At 62.7% G+C, this 19522-nt stretch carries 14 protein-coding genes; 7 read left to right on the forward strand and 7 right to left on the reverse strand.

All coding sequences use genetic code 11. The features are described from left to right. Window positions 1-16: 16 nt before the first annotated feature. Window positions 17-997, reverse strand: a complete 981-nt coding sequence (locus L879_RS0108310) for a S1C family serine protease (protein WP_027315694.1) — start codon at window positions 995-997, stop codon at window positions 17-19. 209 nt (window positions 998-1206) lie between these two features. After that, entirely contained in the window at window positions 1207-2559 is a 1353-nt protein-coding gene (locus L879_RS0108315) for a globin-coupled sensor protein (RefSeq protein WP_280948941.1), read from the reverse strand. 148 nt (window positions 2560-2707) lie between these two features. Here L879_RS0108315 and L879_RS20980 point away from each other — a divergent pair, with 148 nt between their 5' ends. Further along, window positions 2708-3007 carry a hypothetical protein gene (locus L879_RS20980; RefSeq protein WP_245265190.1) on the forward strand — a complete coding sequence of 100 codons (300 nt, stop codon included), beginning with the start codon at window positions 2708-2710 and terminating at the stop codon, window positions 3005-3007. Window positions 3008-3093: 86 nt separating this feature from the next. Here L879_RS20980 and L879_RS0108325 read toward each other — a convergent pair whose 3' ends face one another. Together L879_RS0108325 and L879_RS0108330 are read right to left on the reverse strand one after the other, a co-directional pair. Further along, window positions 3094-7395, reverse strand: coding sequence for a translocation/assembly module TamB domain-containing protein (locus L879_RS0108325; RefSeq protein WP_051435161.1), 4302 nt, complete (start codon window positions 7393-7395; stop codon window positions 3094-3096). Then, complete coding sequence (locus tag L879_RS0108330; protein WP_245265191.1) at window positions 7395-9329, reverse strand: autotransporter assembly complex protein TamA; 1935 nt, start codon at window positions 9327-9329, stop codon at window positions 7395-7397. The genes L879_RS0108325 and L879_RS0108330 overlap by 1 nt, the downstream gene beginning before the upstream one ends. Before the next feature lie 633 nt (window positions 9330-9962). Here L879_RS0108330 and L879_RS0108335 point away from each other — a divergent pair. The 5 genes from L879_RS0108335 to L879_RS0108355 are packed head-to-tail and all read left to right on the forward strand — an operon-like array spanning window position 9963 to window position 14391. After that, window positions 9963-10790 (forward strand): cytochrome c oxidase subunit II, encoded by an 828-nt coding sequence (locus L879_RS0108335; RefSeq protein ID WP_027315698.1) that lies wholly within the window; start codon window positions 9963-9965, stop codon window positions 10788-10790. A 39-nt stretch (window positions 10791-10829) separates the two neighbouring features. Further along, complete coding sequence (gene ctaD, locus L879_RS0108340; protein WP_035459007.1) at window positions 10830-12611, forward strand: cytochrome c oxidase subunit I; 1782 nt, start codon at window positions 10830-10832, stop codon at window positions 12609-12611. Beyond that, window positions 12604-13308: a cytochrome c oxidase subunit 3 gene (locus L879_RS0108345; protein ID WP_027315700.1), complete on the forward strand. Its 705-nt coding sequence runs from the start codon at window positions 12604-12606 to the stop codon at window positions 13306-13308. The genes ctaD and L879_RS0108345 overlap by 8 nt, the downstream gene beginning before the upstream one ends. Window positions 13309-13322: 14 nt before the next feature. After that, a complete protein-coding gene (locus L879_RS0108350) occupies window positions 13323-14045 on the forward strand; it encodes a heme-copper oxidase subunit III family protein (protein WP_027315701.1) in 723 nt (240 codons plus the stop codon). Window positions 14046-14055: 10 nt separating this feature from the next. Further along, window positions 14056-14391, forward strand: coding sequence for a cytochrome C oxidase subunit IV family protein (locus L879_RS0108355; RefSeq protein ID WP_035459009.1), 336 nt, complete (start codon window positions 14056-14058; stop codon window positions 14389-14391). A gap of 49 nt (window positions 14392-14440) precedes the next feature. On the opposite strand, the gene L879_RS0108360 is transcribed toward L879_RS0108355, so the two are convergent. The 3 genes from L879_RS0108360 to hmgA all read right to left on the reverse strand — a co-directional run bounded on the left by L879_RS0108360 (window position 14441) and on the right by hmgA (window position 18956). Then, complete coding sequence (locus L879_RS0108360) at window positions 14441-15265, reverse strand: DUF2189 domain-containing protein (protein WP_027315703.1); 825 nt, start codon at window positions 15263-15265, stop codon at window positions 14441-14443. Window positions 15266-15454: 189 nt separating this feature from the next. Next, a complete protein-coding gene (locus L879_RS0108365; RefSeq protein WP_027315704.1) occupies window positions 15455-16849 on the reverse strand; it encodes a dipeptidase in 1395 nt (464 codons plus the stop codon). Window positions 16850-17600: 751 nt separating this feature from the next. After that, window positions 17601-18956, reverse strand: a complete 1356-nt coding sequence (gene hmgA, locus L879_RS0108375) for a homogentisate 1,2-dioxygenase (RefSeq protein WP_027315142.1) — start codon at window positions 18954-18956, stop codon at window positions 17601-17603. Window positions 18957-19092: 136 nt separating this feature from the next. Between hmgA and L879_RS0108380 the strand changes: the two genes are divergently transcribed. Next, window positions 19093-19522, forward strand: a 430-nt coding sequence (locus L879_RS0108380; RefSeq protein WP_027315705.1) for a MarR family winged helix-turn-helix transcriptional regulator, incomplete at its 3' end; no start/stop codon positions are given.

A 19522-nucleotide genomic window follows, 5' to 3' on the forward strand; every position in this document is an offset into this window, starting at 1 on the left:
GGAACAGGTTTTCCGATTACTGGAGGCGTGGTGTTTTCATGAACCTGCCGCGATCGGCAGACCGCACGGTCACGTCGAACCTGTCGCCCTCCCGCTCCAGGCTCAATGGAACATCGACCCCGGCATCGCCGAGCGCCCACATCGCGCGATAGAATTCGGCCAGGGACGTCACGGCTTTTCCTGCGACTGCATGAATCCGATCCCCCGATCGAAGACCGGCCCTCTGCGCGGGGGCCTCGCTGGCCAGGCCGATGATCGTGATTTGGTCATCGTCGGTTTCTGCAACGTAGAAACCCAGCCATGGCCTCGGGGGTCTTCGTACTCCGCCAATCGTCAGCAGATCGTCGAGGATCGGCTTCAGGAGATCGATCGGAACACTCATGTTGAGGGGGATAGCGTCTCTGCCGGCAGCTTGATGCTGAAGCTGGAGCGAGCCGATTCCGACGAGATCGCCACGCGGGCCGATCAAGGCCGCACCGCCCCAATTGGGATGCGCAGGCGCAGTGAAAATCGCGCCTTCGATCAGGTATTCCCAGTAGCCTGCGAATTCCTGGCAGGCGACGACATGGGCGGCCAGGGCGTGGTTCAGCCCTCCGCTGCCGCCGATCACGACCTGATCCCCTGGGAACAAGCGGCGTGAATCGCCAAGGGCCAGCACAGGCACCCCCAAAGGCGCAGACGCCTGCACGAGACCGAAGCCGCTTTCGTAATCATAGGCCAGGACATGAGCCTGAACCACGCGGCCCCCATTGGTGGAAAGCCAGATCTCTTCGGCCTCGGCGATAAGATACCCAATCGTGACGACCAGACCGTCATCGCGGATCGCAACGCCCTGCCCACTCCGCTCGACCCCCAGTGTTTCCGCTGTGAAGGCATCCTCCGGCACTCGGGCGCGCAGCGAGACGACGGAACCCAGCGCCTTCTTGAGATCGTAATCGAGCCCTCTCGGGTCGGGCTGAAACTCAGGAGGGATTTCCCATTCGTCGGTGGATGGCATGAACGGTTCCTCGGCTCCCTTCCACAGGAGGCCCCACCGTTCAAGATGGCAGGAAAAACCGTCGCTTCAACAGGCTTCCCTCTTTTGCCGCACAAAAGCCCGTGATGCACGTGCGAAAGCGATTGTCATATGCCCCTGGCAGACCGCCGGGAGATGCGCCGGCAGACATGACGAAGGCCGGATCGCTCCGGCCTTTGCAAGCGAATGTTTTAAACGGCCCGGGCCGTGACCAGAAACTGCTCGATATCCTGCTTCAGCCGCTGGAGTTGCCGATCCAGGGTCTGCTTGGCGCTGGAGACATGTTGAGCCGCCATGGCCGCTGAAGCCGTTGACCCGCCCAGGGCCTCGATGCTGCGAACGACGGCATGGGTGTGATCCGTCGTCTGGTTCACGTTGACGGCGATCTCGGACGTGACCGCGGCCTGCTCCTCGACGGCGGCGGCAATTGCCGTCGCGATGGTGCTGAGCTCTTCCATGATGCGGCCGATATGATCGATATCCGTCACGCTTTGCTGAGTCGCCTCCTGAATGGCACCGATGCGTGAGCCGATCTCCGTCGTTGCCTTGGCGGTCTGGTTCGCAAGAGTCTTGACCTCCTGCGCAACGACCGCGAAGCCCTTGCCCATCTCACCCGCACGCGCAGCCTCGATGGTGGCGTTGAGCGCGAGCAGGTTGGTCTGAGCGGCGATCCGCTCGATCAGGTCGACCACATCGCCGATCTGCCTGGCCTGCTCGGCCAGGCCGTTCACGGATTCCTTCGTCCGTTGGGAGCTTTCAAGCGCATGGCGCGCCACATCGGCCGAACGGCTGGCCTGCTGCCCGATCTCCCGGACGGAAGCCGCAAGCTCTTCCGTCGCGGCGGCGCCGGATTGCATGTTCAAGGCGGTCTGCTCGGCGGCCGTGGTCACCTGTGCGGCGAGAGAGCTGGCGCTCTCGGTAGCCGCATCGAGAGCCGTCGCGCTCTCCGACAGGGCTCCGCTGGCCTGCGTCGAGATCTGCAGGGTTTCCTGAACAGCATCGGAGAAGGCGGATACGGCCTGCGAGAGCATCTCGCCCTTTTTCTGGCGCTCCTGCACGAACGCTTCCTGGTACACGGAAATCGCGAAATCCATGTCCAGCATGACAGCCTGGTTCACGGCCATGACCTTGCGGGCCAGAGATGCGCCGCTCAGGCGGTGCTTCTTCGACAGGGCAAGAACGATCTCGTTCAACGCAAAGGCATAGCCCCCGATATACCACCGGGGCTCAAGCCCGATCTTGTTGTGAATGAGGCCGATGCGACGAATGCCCTCCACATAGGAGGCATCGAAATTGCCGCTGAAAAGCCGTCCCCAATGCTGCATCTGAGCGGACACGAGACGGGGCTGCTGCGTCCCGATCAGCTTCGACAGCTGCGGCTGCCGATGCATATGTTCGTAGAAGCGCTCGAGAATCGTCGGCAGGACGGGAGAAATTTCCTGCCAGATGGAGCGAAGCTCTTGGCACACTCCATCATCGATCCTCATGAACTTGAGCCGTTCCGCAAGTAGTAAGTCGTGTTCCAAAGCTCGTCCCCTACACAATAGGGAAGCCTTAGCGACCGAGGCTTGAGTGAAGCTTGTGAATTCGATGCCCATACGGGTTTTTGGGACAGTCCAGCGGGAGAAAACGCCCTGTTGCAACCGAACGGGCGGCGAAGCGTTAACCTTAAGCATTGTCGTGGGGTTGCAGATGCCGAACAAGATTACGAAATTCCATCTCTCCCGCCTGACGCCAGAGGGGGGTCTGAAGGGCCGTGGCAATACGCCGCCTCTTCCGGATGCGGTCCGGGAGCACCTGGGGCGGACGCTGAGAGCCGATTACTACGAGCGTGGGGACAAGCCTCGCTATCTAGGCGACCCTGCCCTGCCGTCCGAGTTCGATGTTTACCTGTCCCGCCTCGAGAAGAAGGAGCGGGCGCTCAGGAGCATGCGGATCAGAGAGCACGGCATGAAAGCCGTTGCCAAGGCGCTCTCCAATCTCAACCTGTGACCATCGGCTTCAACCGAAACTCCCGCTGACGGGAATATGGAAGCGGCGGCACCGGCCTAAAAACCTGGGCCAAGAGCAGGAAGCTTCTAGTACTCCCACTCGAACCCCAAGCCGACCGAGCTGCCGCCTTCGGCATTCACCTCGCCCTGAGCCTTGAGGCGGCGCGTCAGATCGATATCGACCGTGACACCGCTTTCGTTGGGCTGCGCACCGGCTTTCACGCCGACACGGACGTTGTCGCTGATATAACGCGAAACGCCGACCCCAGGACCGCCGCCGGCTCCGACGGTGATGTCGAGACTGTCAACTCCTAGCGACCGGCGCAGGCTCTCGAAGGCATCGTTGCCCGAGCCGCCGGAGAGCTGTGCGACGGCTTGCGCAAGCTGCAGCGCCTGACCTGCCGACAAACCTCCGGAGGGCCTCTGGAACAGGATGCGGGAGAGGATCTCGTCCTGCGGCAGGTCGGGCTCTGAGCTGAAGGTGAACTCCGGGCTCGACGCGGGTCCTGTCACTCCGATGCGGGCCGTCACGTCTCCAGCCTGCGTCTCGGCGAGGAAATCGAGCGACGGCGTGAGGTCGCCGGAAAAGTCGAGCCTGCCACGCACGAATTCGATCCTCTGCCCCAGAAGATCGAAGCGTCCCCTGCGGAGTTCGAAAGCGCCGATGGCGACGGGATCCTGACTCGTCCCTTGCAGCTTCAAGTCGCCGCCGAGTTCGGCGTTGATGCCCCTTCCCCGCACGAAGATCCTGTTCTGCGCCGTCAGCATCAGGTCGAGATCGGCGCGGAAGGGAGCGCCTTTCGCAGAGACGGATTGCTGCCGCCGCGCGAGAGCGAGGCGCGCTGTCGCAGTCGGCGTCGGCTGCACATGCTTCGTTCCGGGAAGCGGCCTCAGCGTGGTCGGCAGGCGATCAGGCACGGCGACGTTCATGGTGATGATGTCGACACGCCCCGCCACCCGTGGCCTGCTCAACAAAGGCCCTGAGAGAGTCAGGTCGAGATCGGCGTTCGCCTCGACGGTTTGGTTGGAAACGAGCTGAGCGCGAGAGCCGGTGATCCGGATGTCGCCGGGAAGCCCCGCTGCGGGATCGAGGGTGACCCGGCCGCTGGCCGAAAGGGAACCGCCCTTCGGTGTCTGCGCCGTGAAGCTTTCGATGGAAAGCACCTGCCCGCGCGCCGCGAGACGTCCCGCGATGCCGTTCAACTGAATCCCCTGCAGAGCATCCGCAAAGCTCGCATTGGCAATCGTGATCGTTCCGTCGATGCGTGGCCCTCTAAGCGGTCCTGCCATGGAGAGATCGAGATTGGCCGCACCGGTGAGGCGCTGGCCGGAGGCCGACAGGACATTATTGGCAAGAGCAAGATCGGTGCGGCCGGAAACGCGAAGATCGAGCTCATCGGCAGGATCGATGGGCACGCTGCCCGCAACCTGCAAGGTCCCGGCGCGTCCGACGGCGATCCGCGCGTCGATGCCTGCGCGCTGGTCGGCGAGCCGCCCCTGTGCCTCGACGGAAATGGGCGGCAGACCGGCTTGCCGGGTTTCGTTCGTTGCAAGCCCGGCAGCGGTAAGACGGTATGTACCCGTCGGGCTGGTCATCGTTCCTGCAATGGCGGCATTACCGTTGACAATGCCTGCCAGCCCCAGATCGGGCGCGACGATCTCCGCGGTTTGGAGCGGTACGTTGCGGATGTCGACGGAGAGATCGAGCCTGTCGCCGACGGTGCCGGACAATGCGATCCGGCCCTGATCGGCGGCGATGACCAGATTGGAGAGAGTGACGGCACCCTTCTGCAGCGTGATCGTCGCAGGCTGTGCAAGGGCCAGACGTCTGCTGCCGCGCCGGGCCGTGAAGGCTGAAAGCTCGATCCGCGTCGCATCGCCAGGAATGAGACGTCCCTGTGCGTCGAGGTTGAAGCCCGCTCCGGTGGCGGCAGCGGTAAAGCGCGAGGCATCCGGCGTTCCCTCGGAAACGAAGCGCAGGCTCCTGTAGTTCTGACCGCCGACTGTCAGAGCATCGGCGGAGACGGTGCCGTCGATTACCGGGTGGCGATAAAGATCCTGACCTGCGAGGTTTGCAGCGAAGTCGCGGACACTCACATCGGCAACCGCGAAACGAGGCCCGCGCGCCGTGACGGTTGCGTCCTGCCGACCGTCCCGCGCGGCGAGCGACACCGTCGCATCGAGCGATCCATCCAGCTTCGTCAACACGAGAGGGCTCAGGTCGTCGAAATTGCTGCCGGACAGCGATATCTCGCCCTGGGCCAGCCGGTCGGAGTCGAGGCGGAGACTTCCATGGAGCGCTACGGAGCCGATATCGATGGCGAGACGGTCAAGCAGCCATCCGCCATCGGGTGTCTTCGCAAGATGCACGGAGCCCGTCGCGGGCTTGTTTCCCACTTGGCCGTCGAGGGTGAGGGCCGCTTCGAGCGCGCCCGTCACATCCTGCGCATCGAGAGCGACGGCAAGTCGCGGAACGGAGCGGCCCAAGGCACGGACCTCGCTCACGGTCGCCGTTCCCGTGACATTCGGCTTCTCCAGGGATCCCGAGAGACGCGCTGCGATGCTCGCCTTGCCTGCCGAGATGCGCGAATCCACCGATCTCAGCTCATCGATGGCGATCTCAAGGCCCATATCCGCTGCCGTTTGCGTGGCACGGCCGTCGATGCGGGCATCGAGATGAGCGCCATCGACGCGAAGATTCTCGAACGCGAAGCCGTTGGGAATGCGGCGCAGGGTGCCTGCGGCCGTCACGGAGGGTCCAAGAAGCCCATCGAGGGCGGGCGTTCCTGTCGCGAGGTCCCGCAACCGGGCCTCAAAGGCAGCGGCCACATCATACCGGCGCGGATTGCCGGACAGGCGGGCCGTTACAGCCGCGGAACCGCGCAGAGAGCGACCGGCGAGGCCCGAGAAGGGCGCAAGCGCCGGGATGTCGGCATTCACTGTGCCATCGAGAACGGTCGGCCCCACCCTTCCCGTGAAGCCGGCCTGGGCCGTGGAGGTGGCGATCCGCGCCATATCAACACTGGCAACCCCGTCGCGATCGATCATGCCGCGCGAGGCGACCGTGAGCGTCGTTCCGATCGCCCTGGCGAGAGCCCTGTCGGCTGGGCGTATACCGGAGGCATCGGCATCGATGGAGAAGGAGAAGCGGTCGGGCAGCGAGACATCCTCGGCTGGGCTCATGGCGACCCGAGCGCTCAAGGCATCGAGAGAACCTTGCGGGAGCCTCACCTCCGCAGCATCGAGCGATCCGTGGATGCGGGGAGCGGTCAGAGGTCCCTGCACGGTTCCATCGAAGTTCAGCCGGGCAATCTCCGCTTCGCCCGCGCGCGTCTTCGCTCCATCCGTTGGCAGAGCCCTGGCGGTCAGGGTGAGATCAAGGACCTGGCCGGGGCTCATGGTTCCTGCAAGCTCGAAGCGCGCGACATTCGACGCGATGCGCACAGGCTGGAACCGGACATTGCCGTCGTCGCCGACCGTGACTCGGCCGACGAGTTGCGTGGTGCCGCGGAAAACAGGAGCCGCGGGCGCCGGAAGCAGCCCTTCGATGCGGGCTGCAAGATCCACGTTCAGATCATAGGCGGCATTCGCTCTCCTGATCGTCGTCGTGCCAGCCGCTCCGATGGTCGCGCCTGCGGAAAAGTCGAGACGCGCTGCAAAATCGCTCAAAGGCCCCTGCCCTGCAAGGCTGAGATCGACGGGAGGAAGACCTGGCAGATTCATGAGCCGCGCTGCGATACCACCCTCCGGCTCCTGGTGCTTCAGATCGAGGGCAAGACGGTTCGTCTGCGGCACATAATCGAGATCGATGGAGAGCCGCCCCGGGGCATCGAGGCGTCGAGCGGCGAAAGCGAGCCTGAGCCCCTCGGACGGATCGCCGAGTTCGGCGGAGCCCTGCGCGGAAAGCCGCGCCGAGGTGCCGATCACCGGCTCTCCGAGGATCAGCTCCTGCAGAGCGAAACGATTCACCACAACCTTGACAGGCAGGTCGGGCAGGATCGGCTCGTCGGAGATCGGCGCGTCTTCCTCTGCCGGCAGCGGCCTGCGCGCGATATCGAGACGATCGACAGTCAGCTCATCGACCTGAAGCCGCCCCCGCAGCAAGGCCGTTCGACTCCAGACCAGACTGGCCCTGTCGAGGCTGAGCCAGACACCGTTGCGATCCGCAATGCGCACATCGCGGATGACAGCGTTCGAGGACAACGCGCCTTCGATGCTGCCGATGCTAACGCGCGTGGCCGGAGTCGAGAGCAGACGCGAGATCAGGCTTGCCAGCACGCTCTGGTCGCTCTGCGCCTGACTGGGACGCGAGGCGATCAGCCAGGACGCAACCAGGGCCGCGGCCACGAGGATGGTCAGAACGGCGAGGGAGCGGATTGGCTTGATCATCAGAAGGCCTGCCCGATTCCGACATAGACGGCAAAAGACGGATCACCCCGTTCCGGATTCAAGGGGACCGCCACATCCAGGCGAATGGGGCCGATGCCCGTGTAGTAACGCAGCCCCAGGCCCGCAGAAACGCGAATGCGCTCGTCGAAATCCGGATAGCTCGACTCGAAAGCGGTGCCAGCGTCGAGGAAGGGCACGACGCCGATGGTATCCGTGAGCTTGATGCGCGCCTCGACCGAAGCCTCCAGCAGGCTGCGCCCGCCGATGGGCTCGCCCAGGAAGGTCGGCCCCAGGGTTCGGTAGCGGTAGCCGCGAACCGAGCCGCCTCCGCCTGCGAAGAAGCGGCGGTTCGCCGGGATATCCTCCAGATCGGCGCCAACGATGGAGCCGAGGCCGAGACGCCCGGCCAGCACATAGCGCGCCTCATCGTCCAGGGAATAATAGGCCGAGGCGGTTCCCCGCGCGACCGTCATGGGAACTGACGAGCCGAGAAACTCCGGATACGGCGCGACGGAGGCTAAAAGCCTGACGCCTTGCGTGGGATTGAGAGGATTATCCGTGGAATCGTAGCTCAGCGAGAGAGGCAAGCCGACGAGCGTATAATCGATCTGCCCGAGAACGTCGGTCGTCTGTCCCTTCTCGTATTCGATTCCGCCCTGGACGGAGAAGGTCTCGCTGAAGCGGTGGCGGATTCCAGCCGTCGCGTTCACGAACCGGCTCGTATATCCCTCGGTCCTGTCGCGCTCCACCATGGCCTCGGCCAGGAGGTCGTTGCGTGTGCCGCCAAGGGCGGGTTTGAGGAAACTCGCACGAAACCGGCCGCCGAGATTGTCCCACGTCCACTCGTCATCCCTGCCCGGTTGACCGCCATCCTCGCTGAGATAGAAGATATTGCCCTCCAGCCTGAGCCGCTCGGCGCCACCGAACAGATTCCTGTGCGCCCAATAAGCCCGCAGCGCTGGCCCATCGGTCGTTGAATACTGAACCGAGGCGCCGACGATCCGTGGCGGGCGCTCCGTCAGTTCCACGAAGAGAGGAAGGTTCCCGAAGGAATCGAGGCTCTCCGCTTCGCGGATGCGCACCGACGACAACGCTTCGATCTGGCCGATCGACTTGCGCATGGAGGCGAGCGCCGCCGGCGAATAAGGATCGCCGGGCTCCGTATAGATGAAGGACCGCACCACGGCGGGATCGACGCCCTCCGCCCCCTGGATCGCGATCGTCCCGATTCCGGCGCGAGGTCCGGGATCGACCCCGAGCGTCACGTCCATCACCCGAGCCGGATGAAACACCACGGGTTCAAGGTGCCGAACCTTGGCGAAAGGCCGCGACTGAGCGCGGAAGTGATCGACGACGCGCGCCTCGGCAGCCAGGATATCGGCGGAACGCGCCGGATCCCCCGGCTGCATCTTCACGACCCTCTGCGGAAGTTCAGACGGCGCGAAAGGATGCTTGCTCCTGGCGTCACGGATATCGACATTCCGAAGGACGAACTGTGAACCCGGATCGGCGACGATCCGGATAGGGACGAGTGCGCGCGCCTGATAGCGCGCCGCGGCGCGGGTGGCTGCATCCGTGCGAGACGTCTGCAAGTCCAACGGAACGCCCGCGACATCGATGGTGACGCGCGCATTGTAATATCCGGCGCCCCAAAGCGCATCGATCAGGCGGGGCAGATCGGCCTCGGCCCGGGTGACCAGGGAGGTGGCATCCGGCGGAGGATCGGATTGCAGCGTTTGAAGGGTCGAAGCGTCCTTGAGGGCCTGCGCGAGATCGCTGTCGCCGCCGGTGGAGAACTCCAGGGAATAAGGAAGAGCCGATGCGCTGGGCGAAGGCGGCTCCTCACTTTTGCGGAACCAGCCGAAGAGATCGAACGCGCCGGCAGGCGTCGATGGAACTCCGCCGAGGAGAACGCATGCGAACGAAAGAAACACAATCCATCGTCTGGTGCTCAACCGCGGCACTTAAGGCACTCTTTCCCTTTGTCATAGTCGACCGATGGTTTCGGTTTGGCATTCCGGCCTTCAGCATGCGGAACCGTTACCGTGATCTGTCGAGGTTCATGGGCGAGCACCTAACCATAGTTTCCTCAACGGCAAAACCCCGACTGCCGGATTTCGATTCCTTGTTGCCGGATAGCGCGAGAATAAAAGGAATATGCGTAAACCATGCGTGAGGAAACGTCGCCAAGCTCAACGCTCAGCACCGGTCAATGCCACAAAAATGCCTAAAACATGACGAGCAGAAACTCTACAATGGCACGCGTGCGGCATGCTATCAGCGCCCATGGATTAATCTGGAATGGGGCAGCCTCATCACGCATCGCACGCGAAGCGGATAGCCAAGCCGCATTGACCGGCTGAACCGTTAGGTGTAATTTCTTGAATACTGGCAGCAGATTTCAGTCGTTGCCATAGATGAAGTATCCGCTTGCCGCCGATGCTTTTTTGAGCGGGTTTGGATTGCAGTTTCTTCAATAAGCTTGCAATCAAACCAATGTATCGAGATCGATAGAGTTCACGCCTTCTGCTTCAATCCAAAGCCTTAGGGGTAAGGATGGGTAAGAAATGGCTGTAGCGCTCATACTTGTTCTGATCGTCGTCGGCTCGGTGGCTTTCCACCTTGTCAGCCCCTGGTGGTGGACGCCGATCGCTTCGAACTGGCGCTATATCGACGATACCATCATCATGACCTTCTGGATCACGGGCACGGTCTTCGTCGCGGTCGTCCTCTTCACGGCTTACTGCGTCTACCGGTTCCGTCATCGCGACGGACAGCAGGCTATCTACGAACCGGAGAACCGAAAGCTGGAAGCGTGGCTGACCGCCATCACGGCCATCGGCGTTGCCGCGATGCTGGCTCCCGGCCTGTTCGTCTGGAGACAGTTCATCACCGTTCCGGAAGAGGCCACGGACATCGAGATCGTCGGCCAGCAATGGCAATGGAGCTTCAGGCTTCCCGGCGCGGACGGCCGCCTGGGCGCGTCGGACATGCGCCTCATCAGCGCCGACAATCCGCTGGGCCTGAACAAGGAGGATCCGAAGTCGCGAGACGACATCCTGATCGAAGGCGGAGAACTGCACTTGCCGATCGGCAAGCCCGTCAAGGCCCTGCTGCGCTCCGTCGACGTCATCCACGATTTCTATGTCCCGGAATTGCGGGCGAAGATGGATCTCGTGCCCGGCCAGGTTTCCTACGTCTGGTTCACCCCCACCCGAACGGGAAGCTTCGAAATTCTCTGCGCGGAACTGTGCGGCGTGGGGCATCCGCAGATGCGCGGCACGGTCGTGGTTCAGGAGGCGGTCGATTATCAGGCATGGCTGCAGGATCGGATCGTGAGCAGCTTCGCGCATCTCATGCCCGCTCCCCGTGACCTCGTTGCCGTGCCCGATTGAGTGAAGTGGAGGCGTAAAGCAGCCGGGGAGAGTGTCCTGATGGTTGATGTTCCTCTTGGCTCCACCGGAGCCGTAGCGTCACACCCAATCGACGATGTCGAGCTGTACCATCCCCACAGCTGGATCACGAAATACGTCTTCAGCCAGGACGCCAAGGTCATTGCGATTCAATATTCGCTCGTTGCCTTCTCTGTCGGCCTCATCGCCCTCGTATTGTCCTGGCTCATGCGCCTCCAGCTCGGATTTCCGGGTGTATTCTCCTTCATCGATGCCAATGCCTATTACCAGTTCATCACCATGCACGGCATGATGATGGTGGTCTATGTGCTCACTGCCCTGTTCCTGGGCGGGTTCGGAAACTACCTGATCCCGCTGATGGTCGGCGCGCGCGACATGGTCTTTCCCTATGTCAACATGCTGAGCTTCTGGGTTTATCTGCTCGCCGTCCTCGTTCTGGTGTCGAGCTTCTTCGCTCCGGGCGGACCCAGCGGTGCGGGCTGGACACTCTATCCTCCGCAGGCCATCCTCTCCGGCACGCCCGGAGGGCAGGATTGGGGCATCGTCCTGATGCTCGTCTCGCTGATGATCTTCATCATCGGCTTTACCATGGGCGGCTTGAATTACGTCGTCACCGTTCTGCAGGCGCGGGCGCGCGGCATGACGCTGATGCGCATGCCGCTCACGGTCTGGGGCATCTTCACGGCGAGCTTCATGGCGCTCCTCGCCTTCCCTGCCCTCTTCGTCGGATCGGTCATGCTGCTCTTCGACCGGGTATTCGGGACCAGCTTCTTCGTTCCCTCCATCGTCGAGATGGGCCAACCGCTCGAGCGGAGCGGCGGCAGCCCCCTGCTCTTCCAGCATCTTTTCTGGTTCTTTGGGCATCCTGAAGTCTACATCGTCGCCCTGCCGGCCTTCGGGATCGTTTCCGACCTCATCAGCACCCATGCGCGGCGCAACATCTTCGGCTATCGCATGATGGTCTGGGCCCTTCTCGCTATCGGTGCGCTCAGTTTCGTGGTTTGGGCGCATCATATGTATGTCAGCGGCATGAACCCCTATTTCGGGTTCTTCTTCGCCACGACGACCTTGATCATCGCCGTTCCGACGGCCATCAAGGTCTATAATTGGATCTTGACCCTCTGGCGGGGCGATATCCACCTCACCGTCCCCATGCTGTTCGCACTGGCCTTCATCGTCACCTTCGTGAATGGCGGGCTCACCGGCCTCTTTCTCGGCAACGTGGTCGTGGACGTCCCTCTTTCGGATACCATGTTCGTCGTCGCGCACTTCCACATGGTCATGGGCGTCGCGCCGATCCTCGTGATCTTCGGAGCGATCTATCACTGGTATCCGAAAATCACCGGGCGCATGATGAACGATATCCTCGGCAAGCTCCATTTCTGGGTGACGTTCCTCGGGGCCTACGCGATCTTCTTCCCCATGCATTATCTGGGACTGATGGGGATTCCGCGCCGGTATCACGACATCGGCGACATGGCTTTCGTTCCTGCCTCCGCACATACGCTCAATGCCTTCATCACCGTCGCCGCACTGATCGTGGGAGCGGTCCAGCTCACCTTCGTGTTCAATCTCTTCTGGAGTCTGCGCTACGGAAAGCCAGCCGGCGGCAATCCTTGGCGCGCGACGACACTGGAATGGCAAACCCCGGAAACGCCGCCCCCCCACGGCAACTGGGGCAAGGAACTGCCTGTGGTCTACCGGTGGGCCTATGACTACAGCGTTCCCGGCGCCGATCAGGATTTCCTGCCGCAGAACCAGCCAGGATTCACCTCAACCGCACCGGGAGGGCTTCATGGCTAGCATCCTCTTCTTCCTGAGCGGACTGGCGGTCATCGCAGCGTGGTGGCTCTCACGGCAGGGACTGATGTCCAAGCCCTGGCTGGAAGCGGGAACGACCGATGACCTGCCGGATACCGAGAATTCTCGCGCTACGCCCTCGAAGATCGGTCTTGGCGTCTTTCTCGCGGTCGTCGGCTCCTTCTTCGCACTGTTCATCAGCGCCTATTCCATGCGCATGCAATTGCCCGATTGGCGCAATGTGCCCGTGCCGACAATTCTATGGCTCAATACTTTCATGCTCGTCCTGGGCAGCCTTGCCCTTCAGCGGGGAAAGAGCTCCGCTCGCCGCAGGGACATGCACGAGCTTAGGGTGGATCTTCTTGCAGCAGGCGTTTCAACCCTGGCCTTTCTGTCGGGGCAGCTTCTTGCATGGCAGCAGCTCGCGGAGGAAGGATACCGCCTCACGGGCAATCCGGCGAATGCCTTCTTCTACGTCGTGACGGGCGCACACGGGCTTCATATCCTGGGCGGTCTGGTGGCGCTGGGGAGAACGAGCGAGAGGGCATGGCGGCAACAGGATTCGGAACCCTTACGCCAATCCGTGGAGCTATGCGCCATGTACTGGCACTTCCTGCTCCTGGTCTGGCTCGTCTTCCTCGGCATCCTGACCGGCTGGGGCGGCGCGTTCATCGATATCTGCCGGCAATTGCTGACGTGAGAGGAGACCGGCCGATGGCGGAACATGCTCTGACACAGCCAGGCGAGGCCTCTTCGGAGACATCGGGTCTGCGAAGCATCGCGTCCGACTTTGCATCCGACAGACAGGCCTTTCGCCATGTCTCCTGGGGCAAAGCGATGATGTGGGTCTTTCTCCTCAGCGACACCTTCGTGTTCAGCTGCTTCCTGATCGCCTACATGACCGCGCGCATGTCCACGACGGTGCCCTGGCCCAATTCTAGCGAGGTCTTCGCGCTCACGATCGGAGGCACCAGCTTCCCTCTTCTCCTGATCGCCATCATGACGTTCGTGCTCATCAGCAGCAGCGGCACCATGGCCATGGCGGTGAATTTCGGCTATCGCCGCGATCGCAGGAAGACGGCCGCTCTCATGCTCATGACGGCGCTGCTGGGCGCCACATTCGTCGGCATGCAGGCCTTCGAATGGACGAAGCTGATCCATGAAGGCGTTCGCCCCTGGGCCAATCCCTGGGGCGCCGCTCAGTTCGGCTCGTCCTTTTTCATGATCACCGGCTTCCACGGCACCCATGTGAGCTTCGGCGTTCTCTTCCTTCTCATCATCGCCAGGAAGGTCTGGCGCGGCGACTTCGACCGGGAGCGCCGCGGCTTTTTCACCAGCCGCAGAGGAAGCTATGAATCCGTCGAGATCATGGGGCTCTACTGGCACTTCGTCGATCTGGTCTGGGTCTTCATCTTTGCCTTCTTCTATCTTTGGTAGGAGGAAAGCCATGACGCAAGCCGCTGCCCACGCAGAGGGACAACAGCACCCCATCAAGCTCTATCTCGCTGTCTGGCTGTGGCTGTTCGTGTTGAGCGCCTGTTCCTACTTCGTGGATTACTTTCAGCTTCAGGGATTGCTGAGATATACCCTTATTACCTTGTTCATGGTGCTGAAGGCCGGCCTCATCGTCGCGATCTTCATGCACATGGCATGGGAGAGGCTGTCCCTGGTCTATGCCATTCTCGTGCCGGTCGGCGCCGTCTTGGTCTTCGTGGCGATCATGGTGTTCGAAGCGGACCACACGCTTCTCTCGCGGATGACGTTCCTCACATCAGGCCCGTGAGAAAGAAGGCGGCATCACGAACGATGCCACCCTCACGAGAAAGCGATGTTCAGGCAGCCGGATGCGCCTCCTCAGGATGAGGAGGCTCGATGACGCGGCGATAAAGATGCCAGGTTGCATGACCCAGCACGGGCATTACGATTGCAAGCCCGACGAACAACGGGATGGAGCCGACGAGAAGCATCGCCGCAACGATCAACCCCCACAAGGCCATGGTGATCGGATTCATCACGACCGCCTTGATGGAGGTATAGACGGCAACCGCCACACCGACGTCGCGGTCGAGCATCAGGGGGAACGAAATCACGCTGATGCTCAACACGACGCCCGCGAAGACGAAGCCGAGGGCATTGCCGACAAGGATCAGCCTCATGCCCTGCGGCGTCGTGAGAACTTGGTTCATGAAATGCGCATAGGACGCCGGCGCAGCATAGCCGAAAAGAGACTCGTAGAGCAGACGGGCCGTCGTCAACCAGACAAGGAAGATCACCAGAAGCAGAACGCCGAGGGCCACGATCGACGGGATCGAAGGCGATTTGAGAACGTCGAATGCGTCCTGCCATGAGACGGAAAGGCCAAGCTCCCGGCGCCTGCTGATCTCGTAAAGCCCGACGCCGGCGAAGGGACCGACCAACGCGAAGCCGGAGGCCAACGGATAAAGAAGCGGCAACGCATTGTTGCTGAAGGTCAGCGCCGCCAGGCAGACCCCGACGACCGGATAAATCAGTCCGAGAAAGACGAGATGGGAGGGCATGGCCCAAAAGTCATCGAAGCCCCTCGCGAGGGCTTCCTTCAAATCGGCTGGTGTAATTCTTCTGACAACGGGATGGGCCGGAACCTCGCCGGCACCGGCGACAATATGGAAATGGGCCATAACCGCTCCTCCAGGGCTGAAACCTTGGCAGTTGAGATTGCGGCCATGCGTGCTTCGTCGAAGAGGTCACGCGCAACCGTAACCTGTGCTTCGACTATACGCCTGAACGTTGCAGCTGTCGCCATCGATCAGTTCGTCACGATCACGTGACCCGCATCCTTGAACGATGGCGTAATGGCGATGCCCAGCTCACCCTTGCCGAGCGAGCGCTGCGAGAATGCGCGCCCAGGAACGGATTCCATGATGGAAGCTCGACAGATCGTATTTCTCGTTGGGCGAGTGCACGCGGTTGTCGAAACGCGCGAAGCCCACCATGAGCGAATCCATCCCGAGCAGGCGCTTGAAGTCTCCGACGATGGGGATCGAGCCGCCGGTTCCGGCCAGCGCTGCTTCGCAGCCCCATTCCTCCGTCAGCGCATCGAGCGTCGGCTTGAGGAAGGGGCCATCCAGCGGCAGGCTGAGCGCCGGACTGCCGCCGTGCTCCTTGAAGGTCACGCTGCAATCGGCGGGGATCCGTTCGCGGATGTGAGCGCGAAACGCCTCACGGATCTTGGCCGGGTCCTGCCCCGCCACCAGCCGGAAGGATACTTTGGCAGACGCCTTCGAAGGGATCACGGTCTTGAAACCTTCGCCGGTATAGCCGCCGACGATGCCGTTCACCTCGCAGGTCGGACGGGCCCAGATCTGCTCGAGAACGCTGCGGCCCTTCTCGCCCGCCGGGATGCTCAGACCCACCTGGCCGAGGAAACCGGCTTCGTCGAAGGGCAGACGGTTCCACTGATCCTTCACGGCCGCGGGCAATTCCTGAACGCCGTCATAGAACCCGGGCAAGGTGATGCGTCCTTGCGAGTCGCGCAGGGATGCGAGAGCCTCGGTGAGGAGATGGATCGGATTGCGGGCGGCAGAGCCGAACATGCCGGAATGGAGGTCCCGGTCGGCACAGGTAATCTCGACCTCCTCCCCCACGAGACCGCGCAGCATGGTGGTTACGGCCGGGGTATCGTTGTCCCACATATCCGTGTCGCACACGAGCGCGAGATCGAGCGACAGCTCATCGCGGTTTGCCTCCAGGAAGGGCTTGAGGCTCGGGCTGCCGGATTCTTCCTCGCCTTCGAGCAGGATCGAGACGCGAAGAGGCAATTCTCCGGTGACGGCTTTCCACGCCCGGCACGCCTCGATGAAGGTCATGAGGGCTCCCTTGTCGTCCGACGCGCCCCGCGCGACGATCCATGTGTCGCCGTTGGGCGCAGCAACCAGGGTCGGCTCGAAGGGCGGCGTCTTCCACAATTCGAGCGGGTCCACCGGCTGCACATCGTAATGGCCATAGAACAGCACGTGCGGCCCTTGGACGGCCTTCGCATGATGTCCGACAACCATGGGATGACCGGTCGTGGAACGGGCCTGTGCGTCGAATCCCAACTCGCGCAACTCTGCCGCCATCCATTCCGCCGCCTTCCGGCAATCGTCCTTGTAGGCCGGATCCGTGGAGATGCTCGGGATGCGGATGAAGGCGAACAGGCGTTCGAGGCTCTTGTCCAGGTCGGCATCGATGCGGTCGAGAACGGCGGGAAGATGATCGGTCACTGGCTGCTCCTCATGGCTCGCGCGGAGAATCGACGATGGACGATATTCTCATGGCGGCCGGGAGTTCTAGCGCATCGTGCAGAAAAGTGGACCGGGCATCCGTTTACGGCACGTTCGGACTGGATTGAGCGCACAGGAATGAGGACACCGGGATTTTCGGCAGGCCATAGATTGGACGCCGCTTCAACGGGCACAAAACCTGCCACGCCGTTCTCCGATTGTCCCAACCCGCAATCGACGGGTCGTCGAAGAATGCGGCCTAGCCAAGAAGAGACAGGCCACGCAGGTGGCCTCTGTCACTCTCCCTGCTGCCCGGCATCGCGTTCGAACCGGCTCGAACGCCGCTTTTCACGCCTGAGGCGCTTCATCAGCGCAATCGATGCGATCATCGTGCGTTCGAGTTCCGCCATGACGCCATCGGTGTCGGACGCAACCGAAAGGTTCTTTCTTTCCGGACTCATCGGCAGCCTATTCGCTTCCATGTTTCGACAGGCGCTCGATACAGGCGCCGGTTGAAGGTAAGCGTCGCAGTGCGGCTGGATTGTGGCAGATGGAGTGGAGCATTTGCTCCTATCCTAAAGTGGTAAGCGCCGCCCTCGACAACATATGTTGCAACAAAACATTATCGTAAAAGAACAGCATCGAAAATTGTTGCATGATCCTAAAAATCGCGGCCACCGGAATCTTGTCCCGGTGGCCGCTATAGTCCGCGTTGCTTCAAGCCTGGGCGCGCAGCGCCACGATATTCCGCTTATCTCTTATTTGGGTTGAAGTGTTTTTTGAGTTTGTGTCCGTATGCGGCGTAGTCTTTCTGCAGGGCGTCGGTCGCGGCGGCGAAGGCGGTGACCTTCTGCGGAAAGCGCGTCTCGAACATGAAGGCCAGCGTGCCCTCGAGCTTGTGCGGCTTGAGCTCCACATGGCTCGCCTTCTCGAACGCATCCACGTCCGGCCCGTGCGGCAGCATCGTGTTGTGCAGCGACATGCCCCCGGGCACGAACCCGCCCCCGGTCTTGGCGTCGTACACCCCGTAGATCAGCCCCATGAACTCGCTCATCACGTTCATGTGGTACCACGGCGGACGGAACGTGTTCTCCGCCACCAGCCAGCGGTCGGGGAAGATCACGAAGTCGATATTGGCCGTGCCGGGCGTCTCCGACGGCGAGGTCAGCACCGTGAAGATCGACGGATCCGCATGGTCGTACAGGATCGGACCCACCGGCGAGTAGCGCCGCAGGTCGTACTTGTAGGGCGCGTAATTGCCGTGCCAGGCCACCACGTCGAGCGGCGAATGCCCGATCTCCGCCACCCACAGCACCCCGCCCCACTTCACGTACATCTTCGACGGCGCGTCCTTGTCCTCATAGGCCGCCACCGGGGTCAGGAAGTCGCGCGGATTGGCCAGGCAATTGGCCCCGATCGGCCCGCGCTCCGGCAGCGTGAAGGCGCCGCCGTAGTTCTCGCACAGATAGCCCCGCGCCGGCCCGTCGACGAGTTCGACCCGGATCTTCACCCCGCGCGGGATCACCGCGATCTCGCCCGGCTCGATGTCGATGATGCCGAACTCGGTCCACAGCCGCAAAGCGCCCTGCTGCGGCACGAACAGCAGCTCGCCGTCGGCATTGTAGAAATACTCGTCCGCCATCGAGCGGGTGATGAGATAGACATGCGCGCCCATGCCGGCCTGGGAGCCGGCATCGCCCGCCGTGGTCATGGTGCGCACGCCCTCGAGGAACGACACCGGCGCGGCCGGCAGCGGGATCGGGTCCCAGCGCATCGGCGCGATCGGCAGCTCGACCTCGGCCGCCGGCGCGGTGCGCCACAGGCCGATCTCGGCCTTGGTGAACTGGCCCCAATGGGTCACCGTCGGGCGGATGCGGTAGAGCCAGGAGCGCTCGTTGGTGGTGCGCGGCGCGGTGAACGGCGAGCCGGAGAGCTGCTCGGCATACAGGCCGTAGGCGCATTGCTGCGGCGAGTTGCGCCCGATCGGCAGCGCGCCGGGCAGGGCCTCGGTCTCGAAGCCGTTGCCGAAGCCGGACATGTAGCCGGGCTGGAGCGCGCTCTCGAGGGGCGCGGCGGCCTGCGGCCGGGATGGGTTCTGGACGTTCATGGACCTGACCTCCTCGGATCGGGGCTGGGAGCGCGACGGGGGCCGTGGGCCGCCGCCGAAAACGGGGGAGCCGCGGTTGCGCCCGCGGCCCGCAATGGTTACAGACGTAACCGTCGATTTTGTAACTAACAAGCGCATGACCGAGCTCGCCCTCGAACGCTTCCTGCCCTACCGGCTCAACCGCCTCGCGGCGGCGGTGTCGCAGGAGTTCCGCGCCGTCTACGGCCCGCATCACGACCTGACGATCCCGGAATGGCGGGTGCTGGCGACGCTCGGCCAGGCCGAGGCCCTCGGCGCCACGGCGATCGGGCGGCATTCGGCGATGCACAAGACCAAGGTCAGCCGGGCGGTGCGGGCGCTCGAGGAGCGGCGCTGGCTCGCCCGCCGCGAAAGCCCCGCCGACCGGCGCGAGGAGATCCTCAGCCTCACCCCCGCAGGCCGGCGCGCCTACCGCGCCATCGTCCCCAAGGCGCTCGCCTTCGAACGCCGCATCCTCAACGCCCTCGGCCCAGACGCAAAAAACCTCCTCACCGCAATCGCAAAACTCGAAAATATCTTCGAAGAAA

The sequence above is a fragment of the Microvirga flocculans ATCC BAA-817 genome (assembly GCF_000518665.1).
Classification (GTDB): Bacteria; Pseudomonadota; Alphaproteobacteria; order Rhizobiales; family Beijerinckiaceae; genus Microvirga; species Microvirga flocculans.